The 24,101-nt window shown below is 62.4% G+C and carries 28 protein-coding genes and 2 tRNA genes; 20 read left to right on the top strand and 10 right to left on the bottom strand.

Features of this window, described 5'->3' with window-relative positions; genetic code table 11:
- Nucleotides 1–18: 18 nt before the first annotated feature.
- Complete coding sequence (locus tag BUA38_RS13945) at nt 19–711, bottom strand: glutathione S-transferase family protein (protein ID WP_072818490.1); 693 nt, start codon at nt 709–711, stop codon at nt 19–21.
- A 180-nt stretch (nt 712–891) separates the two neighbouring features.
- On the opposite strand from BUA38_RS13945, the gene BUA38_RS13950 reads away from it, so the two are divergent.
- Nucleotides 892–1,698, top strand: a complete 807-nt coding sequence (locus BUA38_RS13950; protein ID WP_072818492.1) for an undecaprenyl-diphosphate phosphatase — start codon at nt 892–894, stop codon at nt 1,696–1,698.
- A gap of 4 nt (nt 1,699–1,702) precedes the next feature.
- Here BUA38_RS13950 and BUA38_RS13955 read toward each other — a convergent pair whose 3' ends face one another.
- Nucleotides 1,703–2,671 (bottom strand): complex I NDUFA9 subunit family protein, encoded by a 969-nt coding sequence (locus tag BUA38_RS13955; RefSeq protein WP_072826112.1) that lies wholly within the window; start codon nt 2,669–2,671, stop codon nt 1,703–1,705.
- A 175-nt stretch (nt 2,672–2,846) separates the two neighbouring features.
- Between BUA38_RS13955 and BUA38_RS13960 the strand changes: the two genes are divergently transcribed.
- Nucleotides 2,847–2,933 (top strand) — tRNA-Leu (locus BUA38_RS13960).
- A gap of 67 nt (nt 2,934–3,000) precedes the next feature.
- On the opposite strand, the gene BUA38_RS13965 is transcribed toward BUA38_RS13960, so the two are convergent.
- Nucleotides 3,001–3,336 (bottom strand): hypothetical protein, encoded by a 336-nt coding sequence (locus BUA38_RS13965; RefSeq protein ID WP_072818494.1) that lies wholly within the window; start codon nt 3,334–3,336, stop codon nt 3,001–3,003.
- 175 nt (nt 3,337–3,511) lie between these two features.
- Nucleotides 3,512–3,760, bottom strand: coding sequence for a hypothetical protein (locus tag BUA38_RS13970; RefSeq protein WP_072818495.1), 249 nt, complete (start codon nt 3,758–3,760; stop codon nt 3,512–3,514).
- A gap of 170 nt (nt 3,761–3,930) precedes the next feature.
- Between BUA38_RS13970 and BUA38_RS37530 the strand changes: the two genes are divergently transcribed.
- From BUA38_RS37530 to ptsN, 8 genes are all read left to right on the top strand, one after another.
- On the top strand, nt 3,931–4,089 hold the full coding sequence (locus tag BUA38_RS37530; protein WP_172806027.1) for a hypothetical protein: 159 nt from the start codon (nt 3,931–3,933) through the stop codon (nt 4,087–4,089).
- Nucleotides 4,090–4,268: 179 nt separating this feature from the next.
- On the top strand, nt 4,269–4,895 hold the full coding sequence (locus tag BUA38_RS13975) for a ribonuclease D (RefSeq protein WP_072818497.1): 627 nt from the start codon (nt 4,269–4,271) through the stop codon (nt 4,893–4,895).
- Nucleotides 4,896–5,147: 252 nt separating this feature from the next.
- The gene (gene lptC, locus BUA38_RS13980; RefSeq protein WP_072818499.1) at nt 5,148–5,879 is read left to right on the top strand and encodes an LPS export ABC transporter periplasmic protein LptC; all 732 of its coding nucleotides are present in this window, start codon (nt 5,148–5,150) and stop codon (nt 5,877–5,879) included.
- A 4-nt stretch (nt 5,880–5,883) separates the two neighbouring features.
- A complete protein-coding gene (locus BUA38_RS13985) occupies nt 5,884–6,654 on the top strand; it encodes an LptA/OstA family protein (protein WP_072826113.1) in 771 nt (256 codons plus the stop codon).
- A gap of 214 nt (nt 6,655–6,868) precedes the next feature.
- Complete coding sequence (lptB, locus tag BUA38_RS13990; protein WP_072818501.1) at nt 6,869–7,855, top strand: LPS export ABC transporter ATP-binding protein; 987 nt, start codon at nt 6,869–6,871, stop codon at nt 7,853–7,855.
- Nucleotides 7,856–7,989: 134 nt separating this feature from the next.
- On the top strand, nt 7,990–9,627 hold the full coding sequence (gene rpoN, locus BUA38_RS13995; protein WP_072818502.1) for an RNA polymerase factor sigma-54: 1,638 nt from the start codon (nt 7,990–7,992) through the stop codon (nt 9,625–9,627).
- Between the two features lie 60 nt (nt 9,628–9,687).
- Complete coding sequence (gene hpf / locus BUA38_RS14000; protein WP_072818504.1) at nt 9,688–10,293, top strand: ribosome hibernation-promoting factor, HPF/YfiA family; 606 nt, start codon at nt 9,688–9,690, stop codon at nt 10,291–10,293.
- A 321-nt stretch (nt 10,294–10,614) separates the two neighbouring features.
- The gene (gene ptsN / locus BUA38_RS14005) at nt 10,615–11,076 is read left to right on the top strand and encodes a PTS IIA-like nitrogen regulatory protein PtsN (protein WP_072818505.1); all 462 of its coding nucleotides are present in this window, start codon (nt 10,615–10,617) and stop codon (nt 11,074–11,076) included.
- A gap of 99 nt (nt 11,077–11,175) precedes the next feature.
- Here ptsN and BUA38_RS14010 read toward each other — a convergent pair whose 3' ends face one another.
- The 4 genes from BUA38_RS14010 to BUA38_RS14025 form a co-directional block, all read right to left on the bottom strand.
- Nucleotides 11,176–11,439: a DUF1150 family protein gene (locus BUA38_RS14010; protein ID WP_072818507.1), complete on the bottom strand. Its 264-nt coding sequence runs from the start codon at nt 11,437–11,439 to the stop codon at nt 11,176–11,178.
- Between the two features lie 50 nt (nt 11,440–11,489).
- Nucleotides 11,490–11,915, bottom strand: a complete 426-nt coding sequence (locus tag BUA38_RS14015; RefSeq protein WP_072818509.1) for an Hsp20 family protein — start codon at nt 11,913–11,915, stop codon at nt 11,490–11,492.
- A 191-nt stretch (nt 11,916–12,106) separates the two neighbouring features.
- A complete protein-coding gene (locus tag BUA38_RS14020; protein WP_072818511.1) occupies nt 12,107–13,306 on the bottom strand; it encodes a CaiB/BaiF CoA transferase family protein in 1,200 nt (399 codons plus the stop codon).
- A 118-nt stretch (nt 13,307–13,424) separates the two neighbouring features.
- Nucleotides 13,425–13,850, bottom strand: a complete 426-nt coding sequence (locus BUA38_RS14025) for an organic hydroperoxide resistance protein (RefSeq protein ID WP_072818513.1) — start codon at nt 13,848–13,850, stop codon at nt 13,425–13,427.
- A gap of 155 nt (nt 13,851–14,005) precedes the next feature.
- Here BUA38_RS14025 and BUA38_RS14030 point away from each other — a divergent pair, with 155 nt between their 5' ends.
- Nucleotides 14,006–14,467 carry a MarR family winged helix-turn-helix transcriptional regulator gene (locus BUA38_RS14030; RefSeq protein WP_072826114.1) on the top strand — a complete coding sequence of 154 codons (462 nt, stop codon included), beginning with the start codon at nt 14,006–14,008 and terminating at the stop codon, nt 14,465–14,467.
- A gap of 87 nt (nt 14,468–14,554) precedes the next feature.
- Here the strand turns inward: BUA38_RS14030 and BUA38_RS14035 are convergent.
- Together BUA38_RS14035 and BUA38_RS14040 are read right to left on the bottom strand one after the other, a co-directional pair.
- Nucleotides 14,555–14,630: transfer RNA gene (locus BUA38_RS14035), tRNA-Ala, on the bottom strand.
- Between the two features lie 63 nt (nt 14,631–14,693).
- Nucleotides 14,694–15,107 (bottom strand): TIGR02300 family protein, encoded by a 414-nt coding sequence (locus tag BUA38_RS14040; RefSeq protein ID WP_072818514.1) that lies wholly within the window; start codon nt 15,105–15,107, stop codon nt 14,694–14,696.
- 147 nt (nt 15,108–15,254) lie between these two features.
- On the opposite strand from BUA38_RS14040, the gene aroA reads away from it, so the two are divergent.
- The 9 genes from aroA to trpA all read left to right on the top strand — a co-directional run bounded on the left by aroA (nt 15,255) and on the right by trpA (nt 24,058).
- Nucleotides 15,255–16,604: a 3-phosphoshikimate 1-carboxyvinyltransferase gene (gene aroA / locus BUA38_RS14045; protein WP_072818516.1), complete on the top strand. Its 1,350-nt coding sequence runs from the start codon at nt 15,255–15,257 to the stop codon at nt 16,602–16,604.
- Entirely contained in the window at nt 16,601–17,239 is a 639-nt protein-coding gene (gene cmk, locus BUA38_RS14050; protein ID WP_072818518.1) for a (d)CMP kinase, read from the top strand. The genes aroA and cmk overlap by 4 nt, the downstream gene beginning before the upstream one ends.
- 241 nt (nt 17,240–17,480) lie before the next feature.
- Nucleotides 17,481–19,184 (top strand): 30S ribosomal protein S1, encoded by a 1,704-nt coding sequence (gene rpsA / locus BUA38_RS14055; RefSeq protein ID WP_072818519.1) that lies wholly within the window; start codon nt 17,481–17,483, stop codon nt 19,182–19,184.
- A 203-nt stretch (nt 19,185–19,387) separates the two neighbouring features.
- Complete coding sequence (sppA, locus tag BUA38_RS14060) at nt 19,388–20,365, top strand: signal peptide peptidase SppA (RefSeq protein WP_072818521.1); 978 nt, start codon at nt 19,388–19,390, stop codon at nt 20,363–20,365.
- A gap of 192 nt (nt 20,366–20,557) precedes the next feature.
- Nucleotides 20,558–20,857, top strand: a complete 300-nt coding sequence (locus tag BUA38_RS14065; RefSeq protein ID WP_072818523.1) for an integration host factor subunit beta — start codon at nt 20,558–20,560, stop codon at nt 20,855–20,857.
- A 61-nt stretch (nt 20,858–20,918) separates the two neighbouring features.
- Nucleotides 20,919–21,302 carry a lipopolysaccharide assembly protein LapA domain-containing protein gene (locus BUA38_RS14070; protein ID WP_072818525.1) on the top strand — a complete coding sequence of 128 codons (384 nt, stop codon included), beginning with the start codon at nt 20,919–20,921 and terminating at the stop codon, nt 21,300–21,302.
- Nucleotides 21,303–21,363: 61 nt separating this feature from the next.
- Entirely contained in the window at nt 21,364–22,023 is a 660-nt protein-coding gene (locus BUA38_RS14075; RefSeq protein ID WP_072818527.1) for a phosphoribosylanthranilate isomerase, read from the top strand.
- Nucleotides 22,020–23,237 carry a tryptophan synthase subunit beta gene (gene trpB / locus BUA38_RS14080; RefSeq protein ID WP_072818528.1) on the top strand — a complete coding sequence of 406 codons (1,218 nt, stop codon included), beginning with the start codon at nt 22,020–22,022 and terminating at the stop codon, nt 23,235–23,237. The genes BUA38_RS14075 and trpB overlap by 4 nt, the downstream gene beginning before the upstream one ends.
- Nucleotides 23,234–24,058, top strand: coding sequence for a tryptophan synthase subunit alpha (trpA, locus tag BUA38_RS14085; RefSeq protein WP_072818530.1), 825 nt, complete (start codon nt 23,234–23,236; stop codon nt 24,056–24,058). Before trpB ends, trpA begins: the two co-directional genes overlap by 4 nt.
- The last annotated feature ends 43 nt before the right edge of the window (nt 24,059–24,101 follow it).

The following is a 24,101-nucleotide window of genomic DNA, read 5'->3' on the forward strand; positions in this document are numbered from 1 at the left end:
CGCAAAGAATGATCGAGATCAGAAGTCGAGGTCGACATAGGTGCGCGACGCCGGCACGCCCGCAAGCCACTCGCTCAAGAGCGGGCGGAACGAGGGCCGGGACTTGACCCGCGCATACCAGGCCTTGGCTGCGTCGTCCTCGCTCCATGGCACGTCGCCCAGATAGTCGATCGCCGACAGATGCGCCGCGGCGGCGAGATCCGCGAAGGTGATCCGGTCACCGGCGAGATAGTTCCGCGTTCGCGCCAGCCAGCCGATATAGGCCAGATGATAGCGCACATTCACTTTCGCCGCGCGCATCACGTCGGCTGACGGCGGGCCGCCGCCTTCCTGCTCGCTCATGAAACGCTTGTAGATGCGCTCGGTCACCAGCGGGTTCGAAGCTTCCTCGAAGAATTTTTCGTTGAACCAGGCCATCAGCCGCCGCACTTCGATGCGTTCGGCCATGGCTTGCGGCAAAAGCCTCCGGTCGGCCGCCTCCGCGCCGAGCGTCTCGTCGAGATATTCGGCGATGATGCCGGCGCCGGGAATTGCGGGTTGTCCTTCCGCGATCAGGACCGGCGTCGCGCCGGCAGGGTTGAGTGCAAGAAACGCCTCGCGCCGCTCCCAGGTCCGCTCTTCCACCAGATTGAGCTCAACGCCCAGTTCGCCAAGCACGAGGCGGACGAAGCGTGAGTGCGGGCAGAACGGATGATGAAACAGCGTGAACATGAAGTCCTGAAATTGCTAATTGCGCCGCCAAACTAACCAAGGTTTCGACCGAGGCAACCTTTTTTGCCGTTGCGGCATCTAACCGAATAAGCGAGAAGATTTCGGCCGTTTTCGGCCGTGACGGCTCCAATTCGATGCCATCGCATCAATCACCAATCCTGGAAAGAGGGCACTTAGATCATGCTGTCTGATTCGCTGCGGGCGGTAATTCTCGGCATTGTCGAGGGCATCACGGAATTTCTGCCGGTTTCATCGACCGGCCACATGCTTCTCGTGAAGCGCTTCTTTGGACTTGGCGAGGGCGCCTTCTGGGACAGCTTCGTCGTGTTGATTCAGCTCGGCGCGATTCTGGCGATCGTTGGAATCTACTTCGCGAAATTATGGAAAGTTGCGTTCGGCATGTTTTCCAATGCCGATGATCGCCGCTTTGTCATCGGTGTCCTGGTCGCATTTCTGCCGGCCGTGATCATCGGCTTGATCGCCGGCAAATATATCAAGGAAGTCCTGTTCAATCCGTGGGTCGTCTGCTTTTCGTTGATCGTGGGCGGCGCGATCCTGCTCTGGGTCGATCAGCTCGATCACAACCCGACCGAACATGACGCCACCAAGTTCCCGCTGCTGACTTACCTGTGGATCGGCATCGCGCAGTGCCTGGCGATGATTCCCGGTGTCTCCCGCTCGGGTGCGAGCATCGTAGCTGCGATGCTGCTTGGCGCCGACAAGCGTGCGGCGGCGGAGTTCTCGTTCTTCCTGGCGATCCCGACCATGATCGGCGCGTTCGCGTATGATTTCTACAAGAACCGCGCCGAGATGACCGCGGACCATCTCGGCACCATCGGAATCGGATTTGTGGTCTCGTTCGTCGTCGCGATCATCGTGGTGAAGGGGTTTCTCGGCTACGTCACCCGCCACGGCTTCACGCTGTTTGCGTGGTGGCGCGTCGTCGTCGGCACGCTCGGCCTGATCGCGCTGGCGATGGGACGGTAAGGCTTCAGACGCTCATGTGCGTGAACTGGCCCGCTTTACGGAAACGCCAGAGATATTGCGGCGCGACCCCTTCAAGCGAATCCGGTACGATGCCTAACCCTTCCAGCGTGAGGCCGGCGGACTTCGCGGCCTCCGACACCACGTTGTCGCTGCGCAGAAGCTCGACCTGATCGGGGGTCAGCTTGAAGGGGCCCGGCGCAAACTGCAGAAACAGCGCCTGCAATTTCGCCAATCCGAACGGCAGCGACACCAGCATGCGGTCGCGGTCGGTGATCTCCTGGATCGCTTCCATGATCTCGCGCATGGAAAGCACTTCCGGGCCGCCGAGCTCGTAGGTGGCGCCGGCCTTGGCCTTGCCGTCGACGGCATCCGCGACTGCGGTGGCGACATCGCCGACATAGACCGGCTGCATCTTGGTCGTTCCGCCCCCGATCAGCGGCAGCGCCGGTGACATCCGCGCCAATGCCGCAAAACGGTTCGTGAATTCGTCCTCCGGGCCGAACACGACCGACGGCCGCATGATGGTGGCGGAGGGAACCGCCGATAGCACGGCCTGTTCACCGGCGGCCTTGGAACGCGCATAGTGCGAGGGAGAGTTGGCGTCGGCGCCGATTGCCGAAATATGGACCATCCGCGCGCCCGCGGCGGCCGCGGCCTTGGCGACCGTGCCCGCGCCTTCGGCCTGCACGGCGTCAAAGGTCTGTGCGCCGGACGGCGCCAGGATGCCGACGAGGTTGATGGCGACGTCGGCGTCGCGCATCGCGGCCTCGACCGAAGCCGGGTAGCGCAGGTTGGCCTGCACGGCATGGATCTGTCCGACCTTGCCGAGCGGCTGGAGGTGACCGGCGAGCTCCGGCCGACGCACGGCCACGCGGATGCGATAATCGCGTTTGCACAGCGCCCGCACCACGGCGCGGCCCAGAAAGCCGGACCCGCCAAAGACCGTCACCAGGGTTTCCAGGTTCGATGCCATGTTCGGTGCCTTCAGGTTTATTTTGGGGTCGACTTTTTCGGGGCGATTCGGCCGCAAGAAGCCGATATTTGAGCGATTTGGCGATACGCTATCGCACTTTGGCTGTACAGCCTATTTCAAAGAGCCCAACTGCAATTTGACAAGTGCGCGACCGAACCTTAACTAGCCGCCCCATGCCCAGGTGGCGGAATTGGTAGACGCGCTGGCTTCAGGTGCCAGTGACCTAACAGTCGTGAAGGTTCGAGTCCTTTCCTGGGCACCATCCACTCTCGCCAAATCTTCAAGGAGACGGCGGAGCATCTGCAAAGCGCGCGATTGCGCCGGCAGGTTTAAGCCAACGCCACCAGCGGCTGAAGCCGGTCGGCAATCCTGTTCAGCGTCTTCGGGCTGTCGCTCATCAGGGAGAGATAGCTCAGCGAATGCTCGTAATAGATGCCGACGGACTCCTCGCCAAACCGAAGCACGCCTTCGACGTCGTCTTCCATGGCTTCATAGCCCGGCAGTTCAACGGACGTCGGCGCATCCTTGCTCAGCGCCGCGGCGATATCGGTCAGCATTTCCCGAAAAGGCGTCGAATGGTCGAAGGCATTGCCTGTCCACAGGACAAGCTCCCATCCGCGCTTGCGGTGAGGTTCGATGGCCGGTTGGGCGTAGACCTTGATCATGGCGGTGTGTTCAACGTGGTTTCGAGATGACGAGGCATCTTACCATCCGCGGAGGTCCACGCTTCTGCAGCCTGCAAAACCGGTACACAACCGGTCAGCGGAATGGCTCAAAAGCCCCGCAAAAAATGTAAAGAATTAGAAAACATTAACCACGCCCGAGCGGCGGCTCCGCAAACTATGCCGAACCATCGCCTTCCGGCTCGCCCTGACGGTGGCCGCCTGGACCCCGGTTGAAGACGCCATAACTGCTGGATTTCATGCCGGCCGTGCCATCGCTGGCGACCACTGTCAGCCCGAGCTTCAACAGCTCGCGCACGGCCGCCGCCCGCGTGGGCATCCGGCGCCTAAATCGAAAATCGTCCAGGGCCGCCAGTTCTTCCGGGGAGAGCATGACCTGCAATCGCTCGCCACGTGTGTCGTTCATCGAAAATCCCCGAATTGAGATGATTGAGGCTATTGAGTAATTTACTCAAATCACTAGGGCTTTAAAGGTTCCCAGAATGCGTGATTTTAGTAAAATACAATAGCATATTCAATAGTTTAAGGTTGATTCCGGGCGCGGAGCGAGTCAGGATGGCGAAGGGAGGACTTCCCATGGCCGACCAAATCAAGCTGCCGCGCGCGCTCTCCGACGAGCCCAATGCGCCAAAGCCGCTGCGTCCGAGCCACCAGAAGATCATCGAGAACCTGGATCGCTGGGCCAACAGCAGCGAGCTTCAGCCGCCGAGGCGGCCGGACGACGAGGCCGCCTGATCTCGCTCCGCCCGGCGTCGACCAAAACGCTTCGCGGCATTTTGCTGACGAAAGCTGCGCGTGCCCGCTCGCCTCTTGCCGGGTTGAGCGCTAGGTTGGGCTCGTAGTTCGATCCAACATTTGCGAAATGTTAGAATCAAAGAACTACTAGCTTCAAATCGACCAGAGGCCCTCCATTCATGACCGTACGCCAGCATCGCGGCGACCTGCCGGATCTCAGCCGCTACACCGACGCGGTGGCGATCGACACCGAGACCATGGGGCTCAATCCGCATCGCGACCGGCTTTGCGTCGTGCAGTTGTCGAATGGCGACGGCAGCGCCGATGTTGTCCAGATTCCGCGCGATCACGGCCGTGGCGCGGCGGATGCGCCAAATCTGAAAGCGCTGCTCGCCAATCCCAAGATCACGAAGATCTTCCACTTCGCCCGCTTCGATCTCGCTGCGCTCTATCACAGCTTCGGTGTGATGCCTGGACCGGTCTATTGCACCAAGATCGCCTCACGGCTTTCCCGCACCTATACCGATCGGCACGGCCTGAAGGATCTGGTGCGCGAAGTGCTCAACATCGAATTGTCGAAACAGCAGCAATCGAGCGACTGGGGCGCGCCGGCTTTAAGCGAAGCACAGCTCGCCTACGCGGCCTCCGACGTTTTGCACCTACATGCCCTGCGTGAACGCCTCGACGTCATGCTGGCGCGTGAAGGCCGCACCGAGTTGGCGCAGGCCTGCTTCACCTTCCTGCCGACACGGGCCAAGCTCGATCTGCAAGGCTGGGAAGCCGAGGACATTTTTGCGCATTCGTGAGCGAGCGTGACAGCCGTCCGCCATCAAGAAGCTCGATAAGAAGATTCTTATGTGAGTGTGAGTGGTCGACGTTTGCTGAAGCCTGGCTTGAGCAAATCGAAGCAATTGCTTGATCGTGCGGGCGGTTGATTCGCCCCTTTTCAGACACACTCCTGAAAGAAGTGCGACAGTTGCGGGCTGTGCGACCCGATCATCTCCGGGTAAAATAGCCGGACATATCGCTGCTTAACGAACGTCGGAAAGTGGACGCTGGTGAATTCGGTCCAGAACCCCGCCTATCAGGCCGGCATGGAGGCGCGCTTTGCGGTCGCGGCGCGCCACAGCCGGATGGTCCGCATTTTGCGGGTCGCCGTTCCCGGCGCCGTCGCGCTGTCGCTCGCGACCATCATTCTGGTGTCGGTGTTCAATCCGTTCCGCATGCTGCTGCCGAAGTTGCCGATCGACATGAGCAACCTCGTTGTCTCCGGAACCAAGATCACGATGGAATCGCCGCATATGTCAGGCTATTCGCAGGACCGGCGGCCGTATGAGGTCTGGGCCAAAACGGCTACCCAGGACGTGACCGATCCGGACCATGTTGAACTAAAAACGCTGCGGGGCAAGGTGCTGATGGAAGATCAGTCGACCGTGACGCTCGAGGCAGTGAACGGATTGATGGATACCAAGCAGTCGCTGCTTGATTTGCACAAGGACATCTATCTGCAAACCACCACCGGCTATGAAGCGTGGCTCAGCCAGGCCTTCGTCGACATGAACAAGAATACCGTGACATCCGACGAGCATGTCGACGTCAAATGGGCCGACGGAAAAATCTCCGCCGACAGAATGAAGATCACGGGCGGTGGCGAAGTCGTCCGTTTCGACGGCAATGTCGTGATGAATATCGACAAGATGCCGCCGGCCGCCGATGCCGCGCCTGAGCCTGCTCCGCCGCCGAAGCCCGCAAAAGCGCGGCCGGTCGTCAAATCCTCCAATGCGAAATGATCCGATGAAGCCATTGCACTTCAAGCCATCGCGCCGGGAAATCTTCAGCTACCGTGCCGCCTGCATGGCCTTTGCCGTCGCGATGCTGCTGGCAGGCGAATCCTCCGCGCAAAGCACGATGACCGGCGTGCCGAACGCCATGCAGGGTTTTTCGCAAAACCGCGATCAGCCGATTCAGATCGAGGCGGCCTCGCTCGAAATGCGCGACAAGAAAAAGGAAGCGACGTTTTCCGGCAATGTGAAGGTGATTCAGGGCGACACCACCATGACCTCGAAGACGCTCGTCGTGTTCTACGAGTCGAGTGGCCAGGGAGCGGCACCGGCGACGCCGGCTTCGGCTGCGAACACCAAGTCCGGGCCTAAGTCTGCGCCGGTTCAATCGGCACCGATGCAAGCGGCGACGCCGGGTCCGGGCGGCGCATCGTCGATCAAGCGGCTCGAGGCCAAGGGCAATGTGGTCGTGACGCAAAAGGATCAGGTGGTGACCGGGGACACCGCCGTGTTCGACACCAAGACCAACCTCATCACCATGCTGGGTGGCGGTGGCCCCGTTGTGCTGACCCAGGGCAAGAATGTGCTGCGCGGCGATCGCCTCCTGGTGGACATGACGACGGGTGTCTCCCGAGTCGAGTCGGAGTCGGGCCGAGTCCAGGGCCTGTTCTTGCCCTCCAACCAGAACGGCACTGCGCCGACGTCTCCGGCGACTGCCGGTGCGCCGTCGCCGGCGACGCAGGGACCCCAGCCGCTGACCCTCCAGCCCGGGCACCCCAAATAAACCAAGGCAACATCAGTACCTTAGGGAATTTGCGGTCCGGCGCAGGTTGAAGCTGGCCGCCTGAGCCTGTATCTACCCCGCGGGGTCGCACGCTTTACGAAACGCAAGCCTGGTCCGCTGGGCAAGGGAAGTCCGTTCATTCATGCTGGGCAGGCGAATCAGTCGCCGCGACCGGCAAGAGCGGAATTCCCTCGAAGGCACGGACGAAGCGGGGATGATGGATCTACTCGGAATGTTCCGGCGGCGCCCCGCAAACCGCGGCAGGGGCTTTGCGCGCTCGCGCGAGGATATCACGGCGCTTGGCGACAGCATGGGCGAGATGATGTCGAGCCCGCTGCGCGATGCCCCGCCGCTCGCCCGCGCCGCGCCCTCGCCGACCCTGGAATTGCCCCGCGCTGAAAAACCTGCCGCGCGGCCGGCGCCTGCGAAGGCTGCGCCCCGAACCAATGGCGCGGCCGCGCCGCGGGCAGCCCCGCGCGCCGGATACCTGGCTGTGCATAGCGTGGAAAAAAGCTTCGGCACCCGCAAGGTCGTGCGCGGGGTCAGCATCTATGTCCGCCGCGGCGAGGCCGTTGGTCTCCTCGGTCCGAACGGCGCCGGCAAGACCACGGTGTTCTACATGATCACCGGGCTGATCAAGGCCGATCGCGGCGCCATCGAACTCGATGGCCACGACGTCACCAAGCTGCCGATGTATCAGCGCGCGCGCCTAGGCATCGGCTACCTGCCGCAGGAAGCCTCGATCTTTCGTGGTCTCACCGTCGAGCAGAACATCCGCGCGGTGCTCGAAGTCGTCGAGCCCTCGCGCAAGAAGCGCGAGGCCGAGCTCGATTCCCTGCTCGATGAGTTCAACATCACGCGGCTGCGAAAGACGCCGTCGATCGCGCTTTCCGGCGGTGAGCGGCGGCGCGTCGAGATCGCGCGCGCGCTCGCCACCCGTCCGAACTACATGCTGCTCGACGAACCGTTTGCCGGCATCGACCCGATCGCGGTCGGCGACATTCAGGATCTCGTTCGCCACCTGACCAATCGCGGCATCGGTGTCTTGATCACCGATCACAACGTTCGCGAAACGCTCGGCCTCACCGATCGCGCCTATATCGTTTATGCCGGTGAGATTCTGACCGAAGGCAGTCCGGACGAGATTGTCGCCGATCCGGACGTGCGCCGGCTTTATCTCGGCGAGGAATTCCGGCTCTAATAGGGGCGGGATTAACCAGCCGGACAGGCTGTGGCGCTCAGACTTTTTTCCGTGGAGTCAAGCCGTGTACATCGGCTGTCGACTAGGATAAGCAAGAATCGGACCAAGTTTTTTGGGAATCGGTTTTTGCCTACATGGCGCTGACGCAGAGATTAGAATTCCGCCAGTCACAGTCGCTGGTCATGACGCCGCAGCTGATGCAGGCGATCAAGCTGCTTCAGCTCTCCAATCTCGACCTTTCGGCCTTCGTTGAAGAGGAATTGGAGCGAAATCCGCTGCTGGAGCGCGAAAGCGACGGCCCGGAGGCCCCGGTCGCCGGTGAGCAGGCATCCGGTCAGGCCGAGGGTTCCGAAAGCGGTTTTGGCGAGGAGTTTTCCGGCGACCAGACCGATTCCGGGGCAGACGGCTTCGAGCCCGCCCAGGAAGAATGGATGAATCGCGATCTCGGCAGCCGGACCGAGATCGAGCAGACCCTCGATACCCCGCTCGACAACGTTTTTTCGGAAGAACCCGCCGAAGCGGCTGCCCGCAGCGCGCAGGATGCCGCGCCGACGACCTATACCGAATGGGGCGGCGGCGCTTCCAGCGATGACAGCTATAATCTCGAAGCCTTTGCGGCGGCCGAAGTGACGCTCGGTGGGCACCTGGCCGAGCAATTGGCGGTGGCCTTCTCGGCACCCGCGCAGCGCATGATCGGTCAATACCTCATCGACCTCGTCGACGAGGCCGGCTATGTGCCGGCCGATCTTGGCCAGGCGGCCGAGCGGCTTGGCGCTTCGCCTGACGACGTCGAGGCCGTGCTTTCGGTGTTGCAGAAATTCGATCCGCCCGGCGTCTGCGCGCGATCCTTGAGTGAATGTCTGGCGATCCAGTTGCGCGATCTTAACCGTTACGATCCCGCGATGCAGGCGCTTGTCGAAAATCTCGAACTGCTGGCCAAGCGCGATATCGCGGCCTTGCGCAAATTGTGCGGCGTCGACGACGACGACATCACCGATATGATCGGCGAAATTCGCAGGCTCGACCCGAAGCCGGGCCTGAAGTTCGGCGCGGCGCGCACGCAGACCGTCGTACCGGACGTCTACGTGCGCCCCGGTCCCGATGGCGGATGGCACGTCGAACTCAACAGCGAGACGTTGCCGCGCGTTCTGGTCAACCAGACCTACTATTCCGAACTGTCGAAGACGATCAGGAAAGACGGCGACAAATCCTATTTCAGCGACTGCTTGCAAAATGCGACGTGGCTGGTTCGCGCGCTCGATCAGCGTGCCCGCACCATTCTGAAGGTCGCGACCGAAATCGTCCGCCAGCAGGATGGCTTCTTCACCCATGGCGTGGCGCATCTTCGGCCGCTCAACCTGAAGGCGGTGGCGGACGCGATCCAGATGCACGAATCGACGGTCTCGCGCGTCACCGCCAACAAATACATGGCGACCAATCGCGGCATCTTTGAATTGAAATATTTCTTTACCGCCTCGATCGCATCGGCGGATGGCGGCGAGGCGCATTCGGCGGAAGCGGTGCGGCATCACATCAAGCAACTGATCGACGCCGAAGACCCCGCGCTTATTCTCTCGGACGACACCATCGTGGAACGATTGCGCGGGACCGGCATTGATATTGCCCGCCGCACCGTCGCCAAGTACCGCGAGGCGATGCGAATCCCCTCGTCGGTCCAGCGCCGGCGCGACAAACAAAGCATGCTCGGCAATGCCCTGTCGTCACCTGCCGCTTCATCCTCCGATCGTTCGAAGGACCCTCAGCCGGCCTGATTTGCGTCCTGCTGAAATCGGAATAGTCTTGGTGCGCGCACTAAATGATCGAGGCACCCCATGACTCTCCGGATCTCTGGAAAAAGCATCAGTGTCGGCGACGCCTTGCGTGGGCGCGTGAGCGAGCGCACCGACGAAGTGCTGCGCAAATATTTCGACGGCAATTACTCCGGCCACATCACGCTGAGCAAGGACGGCTCGGACTTCCGAACCGATTGCGCACTGCATCTGGATTCCGGCATCACGCTGGAAGCGGATTCCAGCGCCTCCGATGCCTATGCCAGCGCGGATCAGGCGCTGTTGATGATCGAGAAGCGGCTGCGCCGCTACAAAAGCCGCTTGAAGGATCGTTCGGCGCGCAAGGCGCATGCGGCGTCGCAAGCGCGAGCCATTGACGCGCTGACGCTTGATGCGCCGAGTTACGTGATCGAGGCGCCACCTGAGAGCGACGACGAGATGCCGGGCTATAATCCTGTCATCATCGCCGAGGCGACGACGTCCCTGAAACGCCTTTCGGTGTCGGAAGCGGTCATGGAACTGGACCTGACCGGCGCAGTCTGTCTCGTGTTTCACCACGGCTCGAGCGGCCGGGTTAACGTCATCTATCGCCGCGCTGACGGTAATGTCGGATGGGTCGATCCGCCCGCCGTAAAGGCGGCAGACTGACGGCCGGGATGGAACCGGGCCTTGCCGAAAAGATGATGTCAAAACAACACGCTAGGCGTCATGCCGGCCTGGTCCCAAACTATCGCTGGGAAGGGTGTAAATCGGCATTGACGGCCACCTGGACCCTCCCTATGTTCCGCGCCCTTAACGATACGGGACAGGGGAAACCCTGTAGGTGTTGGCACCGCTCTTGCGTTGGAGTAGAAGCCCCACCAACTAGGACCGGGGTGGCGGACGGCCGCCTCTCCACCTCATTCGCCCGCCGAAGTCTGTTCGCAACCTGACGATCGCTTTACCTGGCAAATTACCTCGGAACGCCCCATGACGATTACCGATCTGGTCGCACCCGAGGCGATTCTCCCGGCATTGAAAGTCAACAACAAGAAGCAGGCGCTGCAAGAGTTGGCAGCCCGCGCCGCCGAGTTGACCGGACAGAACGAGCGCTCGATCTTCGAAGTGCTGTTGCAGCGTGAGAAGCTGGGGACCACCGCGGTCGGATACGGCGTCGCGATTCCGCACGGCAAACTTCCCAAGCTCGAAAAGATTTTCGGCCTGTTCGCGCGGCTCGACCGTGCGATCGACTTCGAAGCGATGGACGGTCAGCCGGTCGATCTCGTGTTCCTGCTGCTGGCGCCGGAAGGCGCGGGCGCCGATCACCTGAAGGCGCTGGCGCGGATCGCACGGCTGTTGCGCGACCAGGATGTGGCGAAGAAACTGCGCGCCTCACGCGAGGCCCAGGCGATCTATTCGGTTCTGGCGCTGCCGCCGGCGAGTGCGGCCTGACACCATCCATCCATGAAAAAACGCGGACGGCCCGATGACGGGCGGCGATCCGCGTTTGATCTACTCGCAAACTCGTTCGGCGTGAACGGCCTTAGGCCGTCAGTGCACGCTGACGGCTTGCAGTTCGTTGCTCCAGGCATTCGCAACGGCGGCTTCCCGGCTGTCGGTCAGCATGATCGGGGTGCCGTCGGCGGCATGGAGTGCGAACAATTTCAGTCCCGGCGCGATCTTCGGCGCTTCCGGAAACAGGCCCGGCACGTCTTCAGAGCGGATCTGCTTCACATAGGCGATGTGGCCTTCGCCCAGGCTCGCCAGCGCCTCCAGGGAGACGCGAGGTTCTAAAGCGATATTAACTTCAGTCATGGTCTCGACTCCTTCACAAGTCCAAGCGGTCGAGTCCGCTACTCGTTCCATTATTCGTGCTCATTGATAGCAATTGTCTTAACGACCCTTTCCGGCTCAGGCCGGGCGAGATCGATCGACAACAGCCCGTTCTTCAAGTCCGCGCCCAGCACGAGCATCCCCTCCGCCAGCACGAAGGTGCGCTGGAAGTGGCGCGCGGCGATGCCGCGATGGATGTATTGCCGGGCCTTCTCTTCCTGCTGACGGCCGCGGATGACGAGCTGGTTTTCCTCAGTAGTTATATCGAGTTGGTCGCGGGTGAACCCGGCAACCGCGAGCGTGATTCGCAGCCGTTCCGGCTGCCCATTGGCACGATCGCATCGCTCGATGTTGTACGGAGGATAGCCGTCGGCACCCTTGACGACGCGATCGAGCGCACGCTCGATTTCGTCAAATCCCAGCAGAAACGGACTGGATAACGAGGGAACACGAGACATCTTTGCAAAGTCCTCTCGAAGCGACTTTGAGTTTTGGGGCCCTTGCGGCGCCCCAGTTTGACCTGAGGGTGGATTCACCCACCGATCAACAAGCAATATGGGCATAAATCGAGGCGATTCAAGCGCCTTGAGCGCCTGGCTGGAGCCTTCCCCAAAAGCCTTTCCGAAGCATTACCAAAGCACTGTGACCCTTAACGGCGGCGCTCGGTGCAGATCACGCCGCTGGCCTTCAAGGCCTCGATTTCGGCAGGGGAGTAGCCGAACTCGGCGAGTACCTCAGCGGTGTGCTGGCCGAACTTCGGCGGCAGGTGGCGCAAGCTCGGCTTGCTGCGCCCCATACGAATCGGCGAGGCGACGCCCTTGTACCAGTCCTTTTCGATGACATCGCCGCGGTGGACGGCGTGGGCGCTGGTGAGCGCCTTGTCGATCGACTGGACCGGACCTGCCGGCAGGCCCGCGGCCAGCAGACGATCGCATAAGGGCTCGGCTTCATACTGGCTGAAGACGGCGGCGAGTTCGGCGCGCAAGGCCTCTCGGTTGGCGATACGATCCCGGTTGCGGACAAAGCGCGGATCGGAAGCGAGCTCCGGCTTGCCGATCTCCTTGCAGAGCTTGCGGAAGGTGCCGTCATTACCGACGCCGATGAAGATGTTGTCGGTACGGGTCGGAAAGATCGCGTAGGGCACGAGGTTCGGATGCTCGTTGCCGGTGAGCGACGGCGGCTTGCCGTGCATGAAATAATTCGCGTTGTGCGGATGCATGACGGCAAGGCCGGTTTCGAACAGCGTGGTTTCGAGAAATTGCCCTTGTCCCGAGCGTTGCCGCTCCGACAGTGCCATCAGGATGCCGATCGCGGCGTAAAGTCCGGTCGTGATGTCGACGACGGGAACGCCGATCCGCATCGGGCCGGATTGCTGTGAACCCGTTGCCATGATCATCCCGGTCATCGCCTGGATGATGGCGTCGTAGCCGGGATTGCCGCCGCGCGGGCCGTCGGCGCCAAAGCCGGAAATGCGGCAGTGGACGAGCTTCGGAAATTTCGCGCGCAGGGTCTCGTTGCCGATGCCCCATTTGTCGAGCGTGCCCGGCTTGAAGTTTTCGATCAGCACGTCGGCGCCTTCGAGCAGCTTCATCAGGACGGCGCGGCCGCGTTCGGAAGCAAGATCGAGCCCGATCGAGCGCTTGTTGCGGTTGATGCCGACGAAGTAGGCCGCATCGTCCTCGTGGAAGGGCGGGCCCCAGTCGCGCACCTCGTCGCCGGCGGGGGGCTCGACCTTGATCACGTTGGCGCCGTGGTCGGCTAGAATCTGGGTGCAGAAGGGGCCACCGAGCACGCGCGTCAGATCGATCACGCGCAGGCCCGTCATCGCGCCCGAGTTGGCTTCAGTCATCGAAAACCTTCGCTCAATCCATCAAATGAGGATTTCAGAGCTAGCGGTCTTCTGAAGCCGCATCAAATGTTTTTCGAACAGAGCGGCCTGCCGGGATGGCAGGCCGCTCCTTGATTAATCAGACCACGGTCAAGCGGACATCCACGTTGTTACGCGTGGCGTTGGAGTAGGGGCACACCTGGTGGGCCTTGGCGACCAGCGCTTCGGCATCGGCGCGCGCCAATCCCGGCAGCGAAACCGCCAGCGCGATATCGAGACCGAATCCACCTTCCGAGCGCGGGCCAATACCGACCGTCGAGGTCACCGAAGCATCCGCGGGCACCTTCGGGCCGCCCTGCGAGGAAACGAATTTCATCGCGCCGATGAAGCAGGCCGCATAGCCGGCGGCGAAAAGCTGTTCGGGATTGTTGCCGGCGCCGCCGGCGCCACCGAGTTCCTTCGGCGTGGTGAGCTTGACGTCGAGCGCACCGTCGAGGGTTGCAGCGTGGCCGTCGCGGCCGCCGGTCGCCTTGGCCTGGGTCTTGTAGAGCACGTTCACGGACATCGGTTTCTCCTCTGGTTGGCTGTTAGCGCGATCTGTATTGCAAACAATTAGATTGTGTGCAATATAAAAAGCGAAGCTTCACATTTAATTGTTCGCAATTGAATGCGGGCTTTGCCCGGCCCACAATGGCTGTCAATTGTGACGAGGATGAAGAAATGGCCCGAAAGCCGACCGCCGCCGACCAGTTGCTCCGGCTCGACAACCAGATCTGCTTCGCCGTCTATTCGGCGGCGCATGCCTTCAACCGGGTCTACAAGCCGCTGCTCGACCGGCTCGGCCTGACCTATCCGCAATATCTCGTCATGCTGGTGCTGTGGGAGCGCGATGGGGTTGCGGTCAAGGAAATCGGCGAGCGGCTTCATCTGGATTCCGGCACGCTGACGCCATTGCTCAAGCGGCTGGAACAAGCCGGGTTCATCAAGCGCACCCGCTCGACCGAAGACGAGCGCCAGGTGCTGATCGACCTGACCTCGCCGGGTCAGGCGCTGAAGGAGAAGGCGCGCACCGTGCCGCCGTCGATTCTGGCGGCCTCGCAATGTTCGGTCGCCGAACTAACGGCCGTGAAGGACGAAATCGTCGCGCTGCGCGACCGGCTTAACGCCATGGCGGGGGTGTGAACCAGGCCGTCGCCCTTCGGGCTACGACGCGGCTGCCTCCGCTACATTGTGGCTCGCCGAGCCGAAGCAGGCGAAGCCTGCGGAGGCTGGTGGAGCCAGGCGGGATCGAACCGCCGACCTCTTGCATGCCATGCAAGCGCTCTCCCAGCTGAGCTATGGCCCCATCAACAACAGCGCGCCTGGGCGACGCGCCTCACATGACCCTGATCACAGATCAGGGTCGATCTCAAGTCTCCTCGTCACCGCTGACATCGCCAATGATGTCAGTGACGTCTTCGTCGCCTTCTTCTTCGTCGGCGATAAAGGTGGAATCGTCGTCGTCATCATCCTCGATCGTTTCGTCGATCTCGATGTCGTCTTCCGATTCAGGCACGACCGCCTTGACCTTGCCGGTATTCTCCTCGGCATCGGCCTCCTCGAGCGAGACCAACTCTTCGGTCTCCGCGGGCTCAACTACCGCCTCAGGGGCTACCGCGGCGGTGGCACGCGCTTCGCTGCGCGAGGCCCGAACGGGGGCCACGGGCGCGATCGGCACCACCTCGCCGGTGTAGGGCGAGATCACTGGGCTCTTGTTGAGGTCGTAAAATTTCTTACCCGTCGTGGGGCAAATGCGTTTGGTTCCGAGATCGGATTTGGCCACGTTTGGAATCCTGGGAATCTTGAAAAGCGGTGCTTCACTTGGCTAGTTGAAACGCCGCTGTCAATAGTGCTTTGCAGGAGATAAAGCCGGGTACGAACCCCGTTCCACCGGCCGATCGCCGTGCGGACGCCGCCAAAGGACACAATCTTGACCCATTCGGATCGCCCCGCCGATCATAAAACCCCTCTCGAAGGCCGTAGCAGCGGCCCCCTGACCGGACGGGTCCGTGTTCCCGGCGACAAGTCGATCTCGCACCGGGCCCTGATTTTGGGCGCGCTTGTGCTCGGGGAAACCCGCATTTCGGGCCTGCTGGAGGGCGAAGATGTCCTCAATACCGCCAAATCGATGCGCGCCCTGGGCGCCAGGGTCGAGCGGACGGGTGATTTTGCCTGGTCCGTGAGGGGCGTGGGGGTTGCCGGCTTTGCGCAGCCCGATGCGCCTCTCGATTTCGGCAATTCCGGTACCGGCTGCCGCCTCGTGATGGGGGCGGTCGCCGGCTGTCCGATCGCAGCCGTGTTCGACGGCGATGCATCGTTGCGTTCGAGGCCGATGCGGCGCGTGCTCGATCCCCTCGAATTGATGGGCGCCAGGGTCACCTCGGGCGGTGAGGGCGGCCGGCTGCCGTTGACGCTGACCGGCGCGCGCGATCCGCTACCGGTGAACTACCGCACGCCGGTGGCATCCGCGCAGATCAAGTCGGCCGTGCTGCTGGCTGGTCTTGCCGCGCCGGGCGTCACGACCGTCATCGAAAATGAAGCCAGCCGCGACCACACCGAACTGATGCTGCGGCATTTCGGGGCCGAGATCGTCTCGACGCCGGAAGGCCAGCACGGCCGCAAGATCGCGCTCACCGGCCAGCCCGAGCTGCGCGGTGCAAAAGTGGTCGTGCCCGCCGATCCATCCTCGGCCGCCTTTCCCATCGTCGCGGCGCTGATTGTCGAAGGGTCCGACCTGATTTTTTCCGACGTCATGACCAATCCGCTGCGTACCGGGCTGTTCACGACGCTGCGCGAGATGGGCGGCTCGATCGAGGAAAGTGACGTGCGCGGCGATGCCGGCGAGCCGATGGCGCAGTTGCGCGTGCGCGGCTCCAGGCTGAAGGGCGTCGAAGTGCCGCCCGAGCGCGCGCCCTCGATGATCGATGAATATCTGGTGCTGGCGGTGGCCGCGAGCTTTGCCGAAGGCACCACCATCATGCGGGGCCTGAGCGAATTGCGGGTCAAGGAATCCGATCGCCTCGCCGCGACCGCCGACATGCTCCGCGTCAACGGCGTCAAGGTGGAGATATCAGGAGACGACCTGATCGTCGAAGGGCGAGGCCATGTGCCCGGCGGCGGCGTGGTTGCCACGCATATGGACCATCGGATCGCGATGTCGGCGCTGGTGATGGGGCTTGCCGCCGACACCCCGGTCAAGGTCGACGATACCGCTTTCATCGCCACCAGCTTTCCCGACTTCATTCCGATGATGCGCGGTCTCGGGGCCGACTTCTCATGATTATCGCGATCGACGGACCGGCGGCTTCCGGCAAGGGCACGCTCGCCAAGCGCTTGGCCGCGCATTACGGCTACCATCATCTCGATACCGGCGTGATTTATCGCGCGGTCGCGCATGCCTTGATTAGCCAAGCCCTCGACCTCCGGGACGAGGCCGCCGCGGTCCAAGCCGCGCAAAGCCTCGACCCCGCAACCTTCGACGACCCCGCGCTCAAATCGCACGACGTCGGCTCGGCCGCCTCGATCGTCTCCGCGATCCCCGCGGTGCGGGCGGCGCTGCTTGAGTTCCAGCGTGACTTCGCCGGAAAACCGCCGGGCGCCGTGCTCGACGGCCGCGACATCGGCACCGTGATTTGCCCGAACGCCGAAGTGAAGATTTTCGTGGTCGCTGACCCCAAAATCCGGGCCCGTCGCCGGACGCTCGAGGCGCTGGACCGCGGCGAGAGGGCGAACGAGGCGGCCATCCTGGCCGACATCCTGGCGCGGGACGAACGGGACCAAAACCGGGCCGTTGCGCCTTTAAAGCCGGCCAAAGATGCTTACTTGCTCGATAACTCCCATTTGGATATAGAAGGCGGCGTCCGGGCCGCCATCGACATTGTCGAGGCCGTCCGAGCGGGCCGGCGTGAGGTTTGAGCCTTACGCCGTCATTGGAGGAAAGCCCGCTCCGTAGGCCTAGAAGTCGATAGCTCGAACAGAATTTTCGAGACCATCCGTTTCCGGACACACATCAACGCATCGAACGTGCAGGCCAACAGCCGGCCCGCCGTCGCAATTGCCTGCGAGGCGGTCGTCAGAGTTTGCGGAACCCTGACCCTTCGCGTCCGACGCGCCCATTCACACGTAGTGCCGGCAATCGTCCGCATCTGGAGAACAAATGGCTTCGACTGCTACTTCTTATAATCCGACCCGCGACGATTTCGCCGCGATGCTCGATGAATCCTTCGCCGGCGGCAACCTTCAGGAAAGCTCCGTCATCAAGGGCAAGGTTGTTGCGATCGAGAAGGACATGGCCGTCATCGACGTCGGCCTGAAGACCGAAGGCCGCGTGGCGCTGCGTGAATTCGCCGGGCCCGGCCGCGAAAGCGACCTCAAGGTCGGCGACGAGGTCGAGGTGTTTCTCGACCGGATCGAGAATGCGCTCGGCGAAGCCGTGCTGTCGCGCGACAAGGCGCGCCGGGAGGAGAGCTGGGGCAAGCTCGAGAAGGCCTTCAACAACAACGAGAAGGTTCACGGCGTCATCTTCAACCAGGTCAAGGGCGGCTTCACCGTCGACCTCGACGGCGCGGTGGCCTTCCTGCCGCGTTCGCAGGTCGACATTCGCCCGATCCGCGACGTCGCGCCGCTGATGAACAACTCGCAGCCGTTCCAGATCCTCAAGATGGATCGCCGCCGCGGCAACATCGTGGTGTCGCGCCGCACGGTTCTGGAAGAGACCCGCGCCGAACAGCGCCAGGAACTGGTGCAGAACCTCGAAGAAGGTCAGGTGATCGACGGCGTCGTCAAGAACATCACCGACTACGGTGCGTTCGTCGACCTCGGCGGCATCGACGGCCTGCTGCACGTCACCGATATCGCCTGGCGTCGCGTCAACCATCCGACCGAGGTTTTGACCATCGGCCAGACGGTGAAGGTCAAGATCATCAAGATCAACCACGAGACCCACCGCATTTCGCTCGGCATGAAGCAGCTGCTCGACGATCCGTGGCAGGGCATCGAGGCGAAATACCCGCTCAATGCGCGCTTCCATGGCCGCGTCACCAACATCACCGATTACGGTGCGTTCGTCGAACTCGAGCCGGGCATCGAAGGCCTGATCCACGTCTCCGAAATGTCGTGGACCAAGAAGAACATGCATCCCGGCAAGATCGTCTCCACCTCGCAGGAAGTCGAGGTGCAGGTGCTGGAGGTCGATTCGGTCAAGCGCCGTATCTCGCTTGGTCTCAAGCAGACCATGCGTAACCCCTGGGAAGTGTTCGTCGAGAAGTTCCCGGTCGGTTCGACCGTCGAGGGCGAAGTCAAGAACAAGACCGAGTTCGGTCTGTTCCTCGGCCTCGAAGGCGACGTCGACGGCATGGTCCATCTCTCCGACCTCGACTGGAAGCAGCCCGGCGAGCAGGTGATCGACAACTTCAAGAAGGGCGACATGGTCAAGGCCGTGGTGCTCGACGTCGATGTCGAAAAGGAGCGTATCTCGCTCGGCGTCAAGCAGCTCGAAGGCGATCCCTTCGCTGAGCCGGGCGACGTCAAGAAGGGTGCGGTCGTCACTTGCGAAGTGCTCGACGTGAAGGAAGGCGGCATCGACGTGAAGATCGTCGGCACCGACTTCACCACCTTCATCAAGCGCTCCGAACTCGCCCGTGACCGCAACGACCAGCGCTCTGAGCGTTTCGCCGTCGGCGAGAAGGTCGATGCGCGGGTGATCCAGTTCGACAAGAAGGCCCGCAAGGTGCAGGTCTCGATCAAGGCGCTCGAAGTCGCCGAAGAGAAGGAAGCCATCGCGCAGTACGGCTCCTCCGATTCGGGTGCGACGCTCGGCGACATCCTCGGCACCGCGCTCAAGCAGCGCACCGACAAGTAAGATTGAGGCGTCTCGCCTCGACAACGGGCCCCGGTTTCGACCGGGGCCTTTTTATTTTCCTCTCCCGCAAAGGGAGGAAGTAGGGACCGCGTCTTGTTTTCTTCAAATTGCGCCGCAATTGATGTAATCAGGGCACGGGATTTTAGGGATGTGGAGCGAATACCGCTCGGCCCGTCAAAGGCATGCTTTCGGGAGAAATTTCGATGTCGCTCGACTCCGATGTCATCGTCGATCGCCGCAGAATCCGGCGCAAGCTGACGTTCTGGCGCGTGGCTGCGGCGTTGATTGCAATTGCCGCGATCATCGCGGTGGCGACCATCGTAACTCCCGACAAGGGCGGGCTGACCTCGGCGGGATCGATCGCCCGCATCAGCATCGAAGGCCTGATCCGCAGCGATCGCGAGCGGGTCGAGGCGCTGGAGCGGCTGGAGAAGTCGCCAGCCGCCGCCGTCATCGTGCATATCAATTCGCCCGGCGGCACCACCGCCGGCTCCGAGCAGCTTTACGACGCGCTGACGCGGCTGAAGGCCAAGAAGCCGATGGTTGTGGTGGTCGAGGGCTTAGCTGCGTCGGGCGGCTACATCACCGCGATTGCCGGCGACCACATCATCGCCCAGCAGAGTTCGCTGGTCGGTTCGATCGGGGTGCTGTTTCAGTTTCCGAATTTCGCGGAATTGCTGAAGACCGTCGGCGTCAAGGTCGAGGAAGTGAAATCCTCGCCGCTGAAGGCCGCGCCGAACGGTTTCGAGCCGACCAGCCCGGAGGCCCGCGAGGCGCTTAATTCGCTGGTGAAGGATTCCTACGCCTGGTTCCGCGGCCTCGTGAAGGAAAGGCGGAGCATGGACGATGCGCTGCTTGAAAAGGTTTCCGACGGGCGCGTCTTTACCGGCCGTCAGGCGGTCGAGCTGAAGCTGATCGATCAGTTGGGCGACGAGAAAACCGCCGTCGCCTGGCTGGTTGTGCAAAAAGGCGTCAAGGCCGATCTGCCGGTGCGTGACTACAAGCTGACGCCGCGCTTCGGCGACCTCACCTTCCTGCGCACCGCGGCCGCCTTCACCTTCGATGCGCTTGGTTTGAGCGCGATCGCGCGCCAGATCGAGCAGACCGGCATGGCGCAGGCGGCGGACCGTCTGGGCCTTGAGGGCATGCTCGCGCTCTGGCAGCCGGCAGGGGCAAATTGAACCGTTAGCGGTCCGATCCGCTGCGCCAGGTGGTCTTGCCGCACTGCGGTTTTGGGGTGCGGGTGCTGTCACAATCCGGCATCAGGACGGTTGTCACGTGATTTCGCTGGCCCCAAATTTCATTTAGCGTCTTGACAGTTCAACGTATTTTCACGGAAATGCGGGACCGAATGTTCCCGGATCCACGTCTCGATGATCAAATCCGAACTCGTTCAGCGCATCGCCGAGCACAACCCGCACCTCTACCAGCGGGATGTCGAGAACATTGTTAACGCGATTCTCGATGAGATCGTTGCAGCCTTAGCGCGTGGCGACCGGGTTGAGTTGCGCGGTTTCGGCGCGTTCTCGGTCAAGCACCGCCCGGCGCGCGCGGGCCGTAACCCTCGTACCGGAGAGCATGTGCCGGTCGATCAGAAGAGCGTGCCGTTTTTCAAGACCGGCAAGGAAATGCGCGAACGGTTGAACCGCGAAGGCGGCGGAACCGACGCCTAGGGTTTGAAAGTCCACATCGCCCTGATTCAACGGTCTGCTTGATTCAAAGAGCGAGAGGGCCATGCGCAAGTTTCTCAACGCGGTTGTCCTGATCCCGCTCGGCGTGATCTTCGTGGTCTTCGCGGTGGCCAACCGCCACATCGTCACCGTGTCGTTCGACCCGTTCAATTCAAACGACCCGGCCCTTGGAGTTAGCCTTCCGCTCTTTGCGGTTATCATTGTCGTCGCGATCCTGGGGGTCGTGGCTGGCGGCGCGGCCACCTGGTTCGGCCAGCGCCGCTGGCGGCGCGCCGCCCGGCAGCATGAAATGGACGCCCAGGACATCCGCGCCCAACTGGCCGATTTGCGCGCCGCCGTTACCGCCTCGAAGCCGCGGGATGTGAGCCCGTCGGCAGCCTTCCCCCCGGTTACATATCGGCGAGACAAGCAGGGCGCGACGTTGTAGAACGCGCGCCGAATGCCCTTATTGGGGCTGAGCTGTTCCCTTAACCATTGCCTTTGAACCCATGTCCTTGATCGTCAAGATTTGCGGCCTGTCCACGCGCGAGACGCTCGACGTCGCGCTGGATTCCGGCGCGGACATGGTGGGGTTCGTGTTCTTTCCGCCGTCGCCGCGGCATATCGAGCTGCCGGCGATGAGCGAGCTGGTCGAGGTCGCACGCGGCCGGGCCGAAATCGTCGTTCTGACGGTCAACGCTGACGACCAGATGCTGGACCAGATCGTACGGCAAGTGCGGCCGGATTGGCTTCAGCTTCATGGAACGGAGTCTGCGGAAGCCGTGGCGGCCTTCAGGCAGGCATTTGGCGTCCGCGTGATGAAAGCATTGCCGATTGCAGCGCGTGGCGATCTCGGTCGCATTCCTCGATACGCGGCAGTCGCCGACCGCATCCTGTTCGACGCACGCGCGCCGAAAGAGGCGACACGTCCCGGCGGCCTCGGAGCCGTATTCGACTGGCACCTGCTTGAGAACCTTGACCTTGCGGTGCCGTTCATGGTTTCGGGCGGTCTTCACGCCGGCAATGTCGCGGAAGCCGTCCGAGTGACCGGCGCCGGTGGCGTGGACGTATCCTCCGGCGTGGAGCGGGCGTCCGGCATCAAGGACCCCGAGATGATCCGCGCCTTTATTCGCGCCGCGCGCGCAACTGAAGAACTGATGGTTCGATGAACAAGCCGATCCCCAATTCCTTCCGAAGCGGTCCCGACGAGCACGGGCACTTCGGCATTTTCGGCGGCCGGTTCGTCGCCGAAACGCTGATGCCGCTGATCCTCGATCTCGAGAAAGCCTACGCCGCGGCGAAAGCCGATCCGGCCTTCCACGCGGAAATGAACGGCCATCTGCGCGATTATGTCGGCCGGCCGTCGCCGCTTTATTTTGCCGAGCGGCTCACCGAGCACCTCGGCGGCGCGAAGATCTATTTCAAGCGCGAGGAGCTCAATCACACCGGCTCCCACAAGGTCAACAACGTGCTTGGCCAGATCATGGTGGCGCGGCGCATGGGCAAGAAGCGCATCATCGCCGAGACCGGCGCCGGCCAGCACGGCGTCGCCACCGCGACGCTGTGTGCACGCTTCGGGCTTGAATGCCTCGTCTATATGGGCGCCATCGATGTCGAGCGGCAGCAGCCGAATGTGATCCGCATGGAGATGCTGGGCGCCAAGGTGATCCCGGTTCAGTCCGGCACGCGCACGCTGAAGGACGCCATGAACGAGGCGCTGCGCGACTGGGTCACCAACGTGCACAACACGTTCTATTGCATCGGCACGGTCGCAGGTCCGCATCCCTATCCGGCGATGGTGCGCGACTTCCAGTCAGTGATCGGCGAAGAGACACGCAAGCAAATGCAGGAAGCCGAAGGCCGCTTGCCGGATTCGCTCGTCGCCTGCATCGGCGGCGGCTCCAATGCGATGGGCCTGTTCCATCCGTTCCTCGACGATCCTTCCGTCGAAATCTTCGGTGTCGAGGCCGCCGGTCATGGCTTGACGCAATTGCACGCGGCATCGATTGCCGGCGGCCGGCCCGGCGTGCTGCACGGCAACCGCACCTATCTGTTGATGGACGACGACGGGCAGATCCAGGACGCGCATTCGATCTCGGCCGGGCTCGATTATCCCGGCATCGGGCCGGAGCATTCCTGGCTGCATGAGATCGGCCGGGTCAAATATCTGTCGGCGACCGATGACGAAGCATTGGCCGCGTTCCAGTTGCTGTCTCGGCTGGAAGGCATCATCCCCGCGCTCGAGCCTGCGCATGCGATCGCGAAGGTCATGGAGCTCGCGCCCAAACGGGGCAAGGATCATCTGATGGTGGTCAATCTCTCCGGCCGTGGCGACAAGGACGTGCCGCAAGTCGGCGACATCCTGCGGGGGAAGAAGAAGTGACCACCCGTATCGATGCGCGCTTTGCGCAACTGAAAAAAGAAAACCGTTCGGCCTTCGTTACCTTCCTGATGGCCGGCGATCCCGATCCCGAAACCTCGCTCGAAGTCATCAAGGCGCTGCCGAAGGCCGGCGCCGACGTCATCGAGATCGGCATGCCCTTCACCGATCCGATGGCCGATGGTCCCTCGATCCAGGCGGCGGGATTGCGCGCGCTTCACGCCGGCATGACCCTGAAGAAGACGCTCGCGTTGGTGCGCGAGTTCCGCAAGGGCGATGACGCCACGCCGCTGGTGCTGATGGGTTACTACAACCCGATCTATATTTACGGCGTCGACAAGTTTCTGGCCGATGCCAAGTCCGCCGGCGTCGACGGTTTGATCGTTGTCGATCTTCCTCCGGAAGAGGATTCCGAACTCTGCGTGCCCGCAATGAAAGCCGGGTTGAATTTCATCCGCCTTGCGACGCCCACCACGGATGACAAGCGGTTGCCGGCGGTGCTCGCCAATACCTCGGGCTTTGTCTATTACGTTTCGGTCACCGGCATCACCGGCAGCGCCAGCGCCGATTCCAAAGCCGTTGGCGAGGCGGTTGCTCGCATCAAGCGCCACACGGCATTACCGGTCTGCGTCGGCTTTGGCATCCGCACGCCGGAGGCGGCCCGGGCGATTGCGGCCGATGCCGATGGCGCGGTGGTCGGTTCTGCGCTGGTCGATGCCTTGCGCGGCAGCCTCGATTCGACCGGCAAGGCGACGGCCGGGACCGTCACCGCCGTCGTCGAACTGGCAACCGCGCTGGCGTCTGGCGTACGGGCCGCGAAATAGTTCGTAATATTTCGGAGCGCAAAGCGTTACCCGTCGCCTTGCC

This window comes from Bradyrhizobium erythrophlei (assembly GCF_900142985.1).
GTDB lineage: Bacteria > Pseudomonadota > Alphaproteobacteria > Rhizobiales > Xanthobacteraceae > Bradyrhizobium > Bradyrhizobium erythrophlei_B.

Bases quoted from the DNA above. Each gene is read 5' to 3' on its own strand.
- BUA38_RS13985 (WP_072826113.1), top strand. From the start codon at position 5,884: ATGAAGCCATTGCACTTCAAGCCATCGCGCCGGGAAATCTTCAGCTAC.
- BUA38_RS14025 (WP_072818513.1), bottom strand. From the start codon at position 13,850: ATGTCCGTGAACGTGCTCTACAAGACCCAGGCCAAGGCGACCGGCGGC.
- ptsN (WP_072818505.1), top strand. From the start codon at position 10,615: ATGACGATTACCGATCTGGTCGCACCCGAGGCGATTCTCCCGGCATTG.
- trpB (WP_072818528.1), top strand. From the start codon at position 22,020: ATGAACAAGCCGATCCCCAATTCCTTCCGAAGCGGTCCCGACGAGCAC.
- BUA38_RS14010 (WP_072818507.1), bottom strand. From the start codon at position 11,439: ATGACTGAAGTTAATATCGCTTTAGAACCTCGCGTCTCCCTGGAGGCG.
- BUA38_RS14030 (WP_072826114.1), top strand. From the start codon at position 14,006: ATGGCCCGAAAGCCGACCGCCGCCGACCAGTTGCTCCGGCTCGACAAC.
- cmk (WP_072818518.1), top strand. From the start codon at position 16,601: ATGATTATCGCGATCGACGGACCGGCGGCTTCCGGCAAGGGCACGCTC.
- hpf (WP_072818504.1), top strand. From the start codon at position 9,688: ATGACTCTCCGGATCTCTGGAAAAAGCATCAGTGTCGGCGACGCCTTG.
- BUA38_RS13965 (WP_072818494.1), bottom strand. From the start codon at position 3,336: ATGATCAAGGTCTACGCCCAACCGGCCATCGAACCTCACCGCAAGCGC.
- sppA (WP_072818521.1), top strand. From the start codon at position 19,388: ATGTCGCTCGACTCCGATGTCATCGTCGATCGCCGCAGAATCCGGCGC.
- BUA38_RS13950 (WP_072818492.1), top strand. From the start codon at position 892: ATGCTGTCTGATTCGCTGCGGGCGGTAATTCTCGGCATTGTCGAGGGC.
- BUA38_RS13970 (WP_072818495.1), bottom strand. From the start codon at position 3,760: ATGAACGACACACGTGGCGAGCGATTGCAGGTCATGCTCTCCCCGGAA.
- BUA38_RS13955 (WP_072826112.1), bottom strand. From the start codon at position 2,671: ATGGCATCGAACCTGGAAACCCTGGTGACGGTCTTTGGCGGGTCCGGC.
- rpoN (WP_072818502.1), top strand. From the start codon at position 7,990: ATGGCGCTGACGCAGAGATTAGAATTCCGCCAGTCACAGTCGCTGGTC.
- rpsA (WP_072818519.1), top strand. From the start codon at position 17,481: ATGGCTTCGACTGCTACTTCTTATAATCCGACCCGCGACGATTTCGCC.
- BUA38_RS13975 (WP_072818497.1), top strand. From the start codon at position 4,269: ATGACCGTACGCCAGCATCGCGGCGACCTGCCGGATCTCAGCCGCTAC.
- BUA38_RS14065 (WP_072818523.1), top strand. From the start codon at position 20,558: ATGATCAAATCCGAACTCGTTCAGCGCATCGCCGAGCACAACCCGCAC.
- BUA38_RS14015 (WP_072818509.1), bottom strand. From the start codon at position 11,915: ATGTCTCGTGTTCCCTCGTTATCCAGTCCGTTTCTGCTGGGATTTGAC.
- BUA38_RS14070 (WP_072818525.1), top strand. From the start codon at position 20,919: ATGCGCAAGTTTCTCAACGCGGTTGTCCTGATCCCGCTCGGCGTGATC.
- lptB (WP_072818501.1), top strand. From the start codon at position 6,869: ATGATGGATCTACTCGGAATGTTCCGGCGGCGCCCCGCAAACCGCGGC.
- BUA38_RS14075 (WP_072818527.1), top strand. From the start codon at position 21,364: ATGTCCTTGATCGTCAAGATTTGCGGCCTGTCCACGCGCGAGACGCTC.
- BUA38_RS37530 (WP_172806027.1), top strand. From the start codon at position 3,931: ATGGCCGACCAAATCAAGCTGCCGCGCGCGCTCTCCGACGAGCCCAAT.
- BUA38_RS14020 (WP_072818511.1), bottom strand. From the start codon at position 13,306: ATGACTGAAGCCAACTCGGGCGCGATGACGGGCCTGCGCGTGATCGAT.
- BUA38_RS13945 (WP_072818490.1), bottom strand. From the start codon at position 711: ATGTTCACGCTGTTTCATCATCCGTTCTGCCCGCACTCACGCTTCGTC.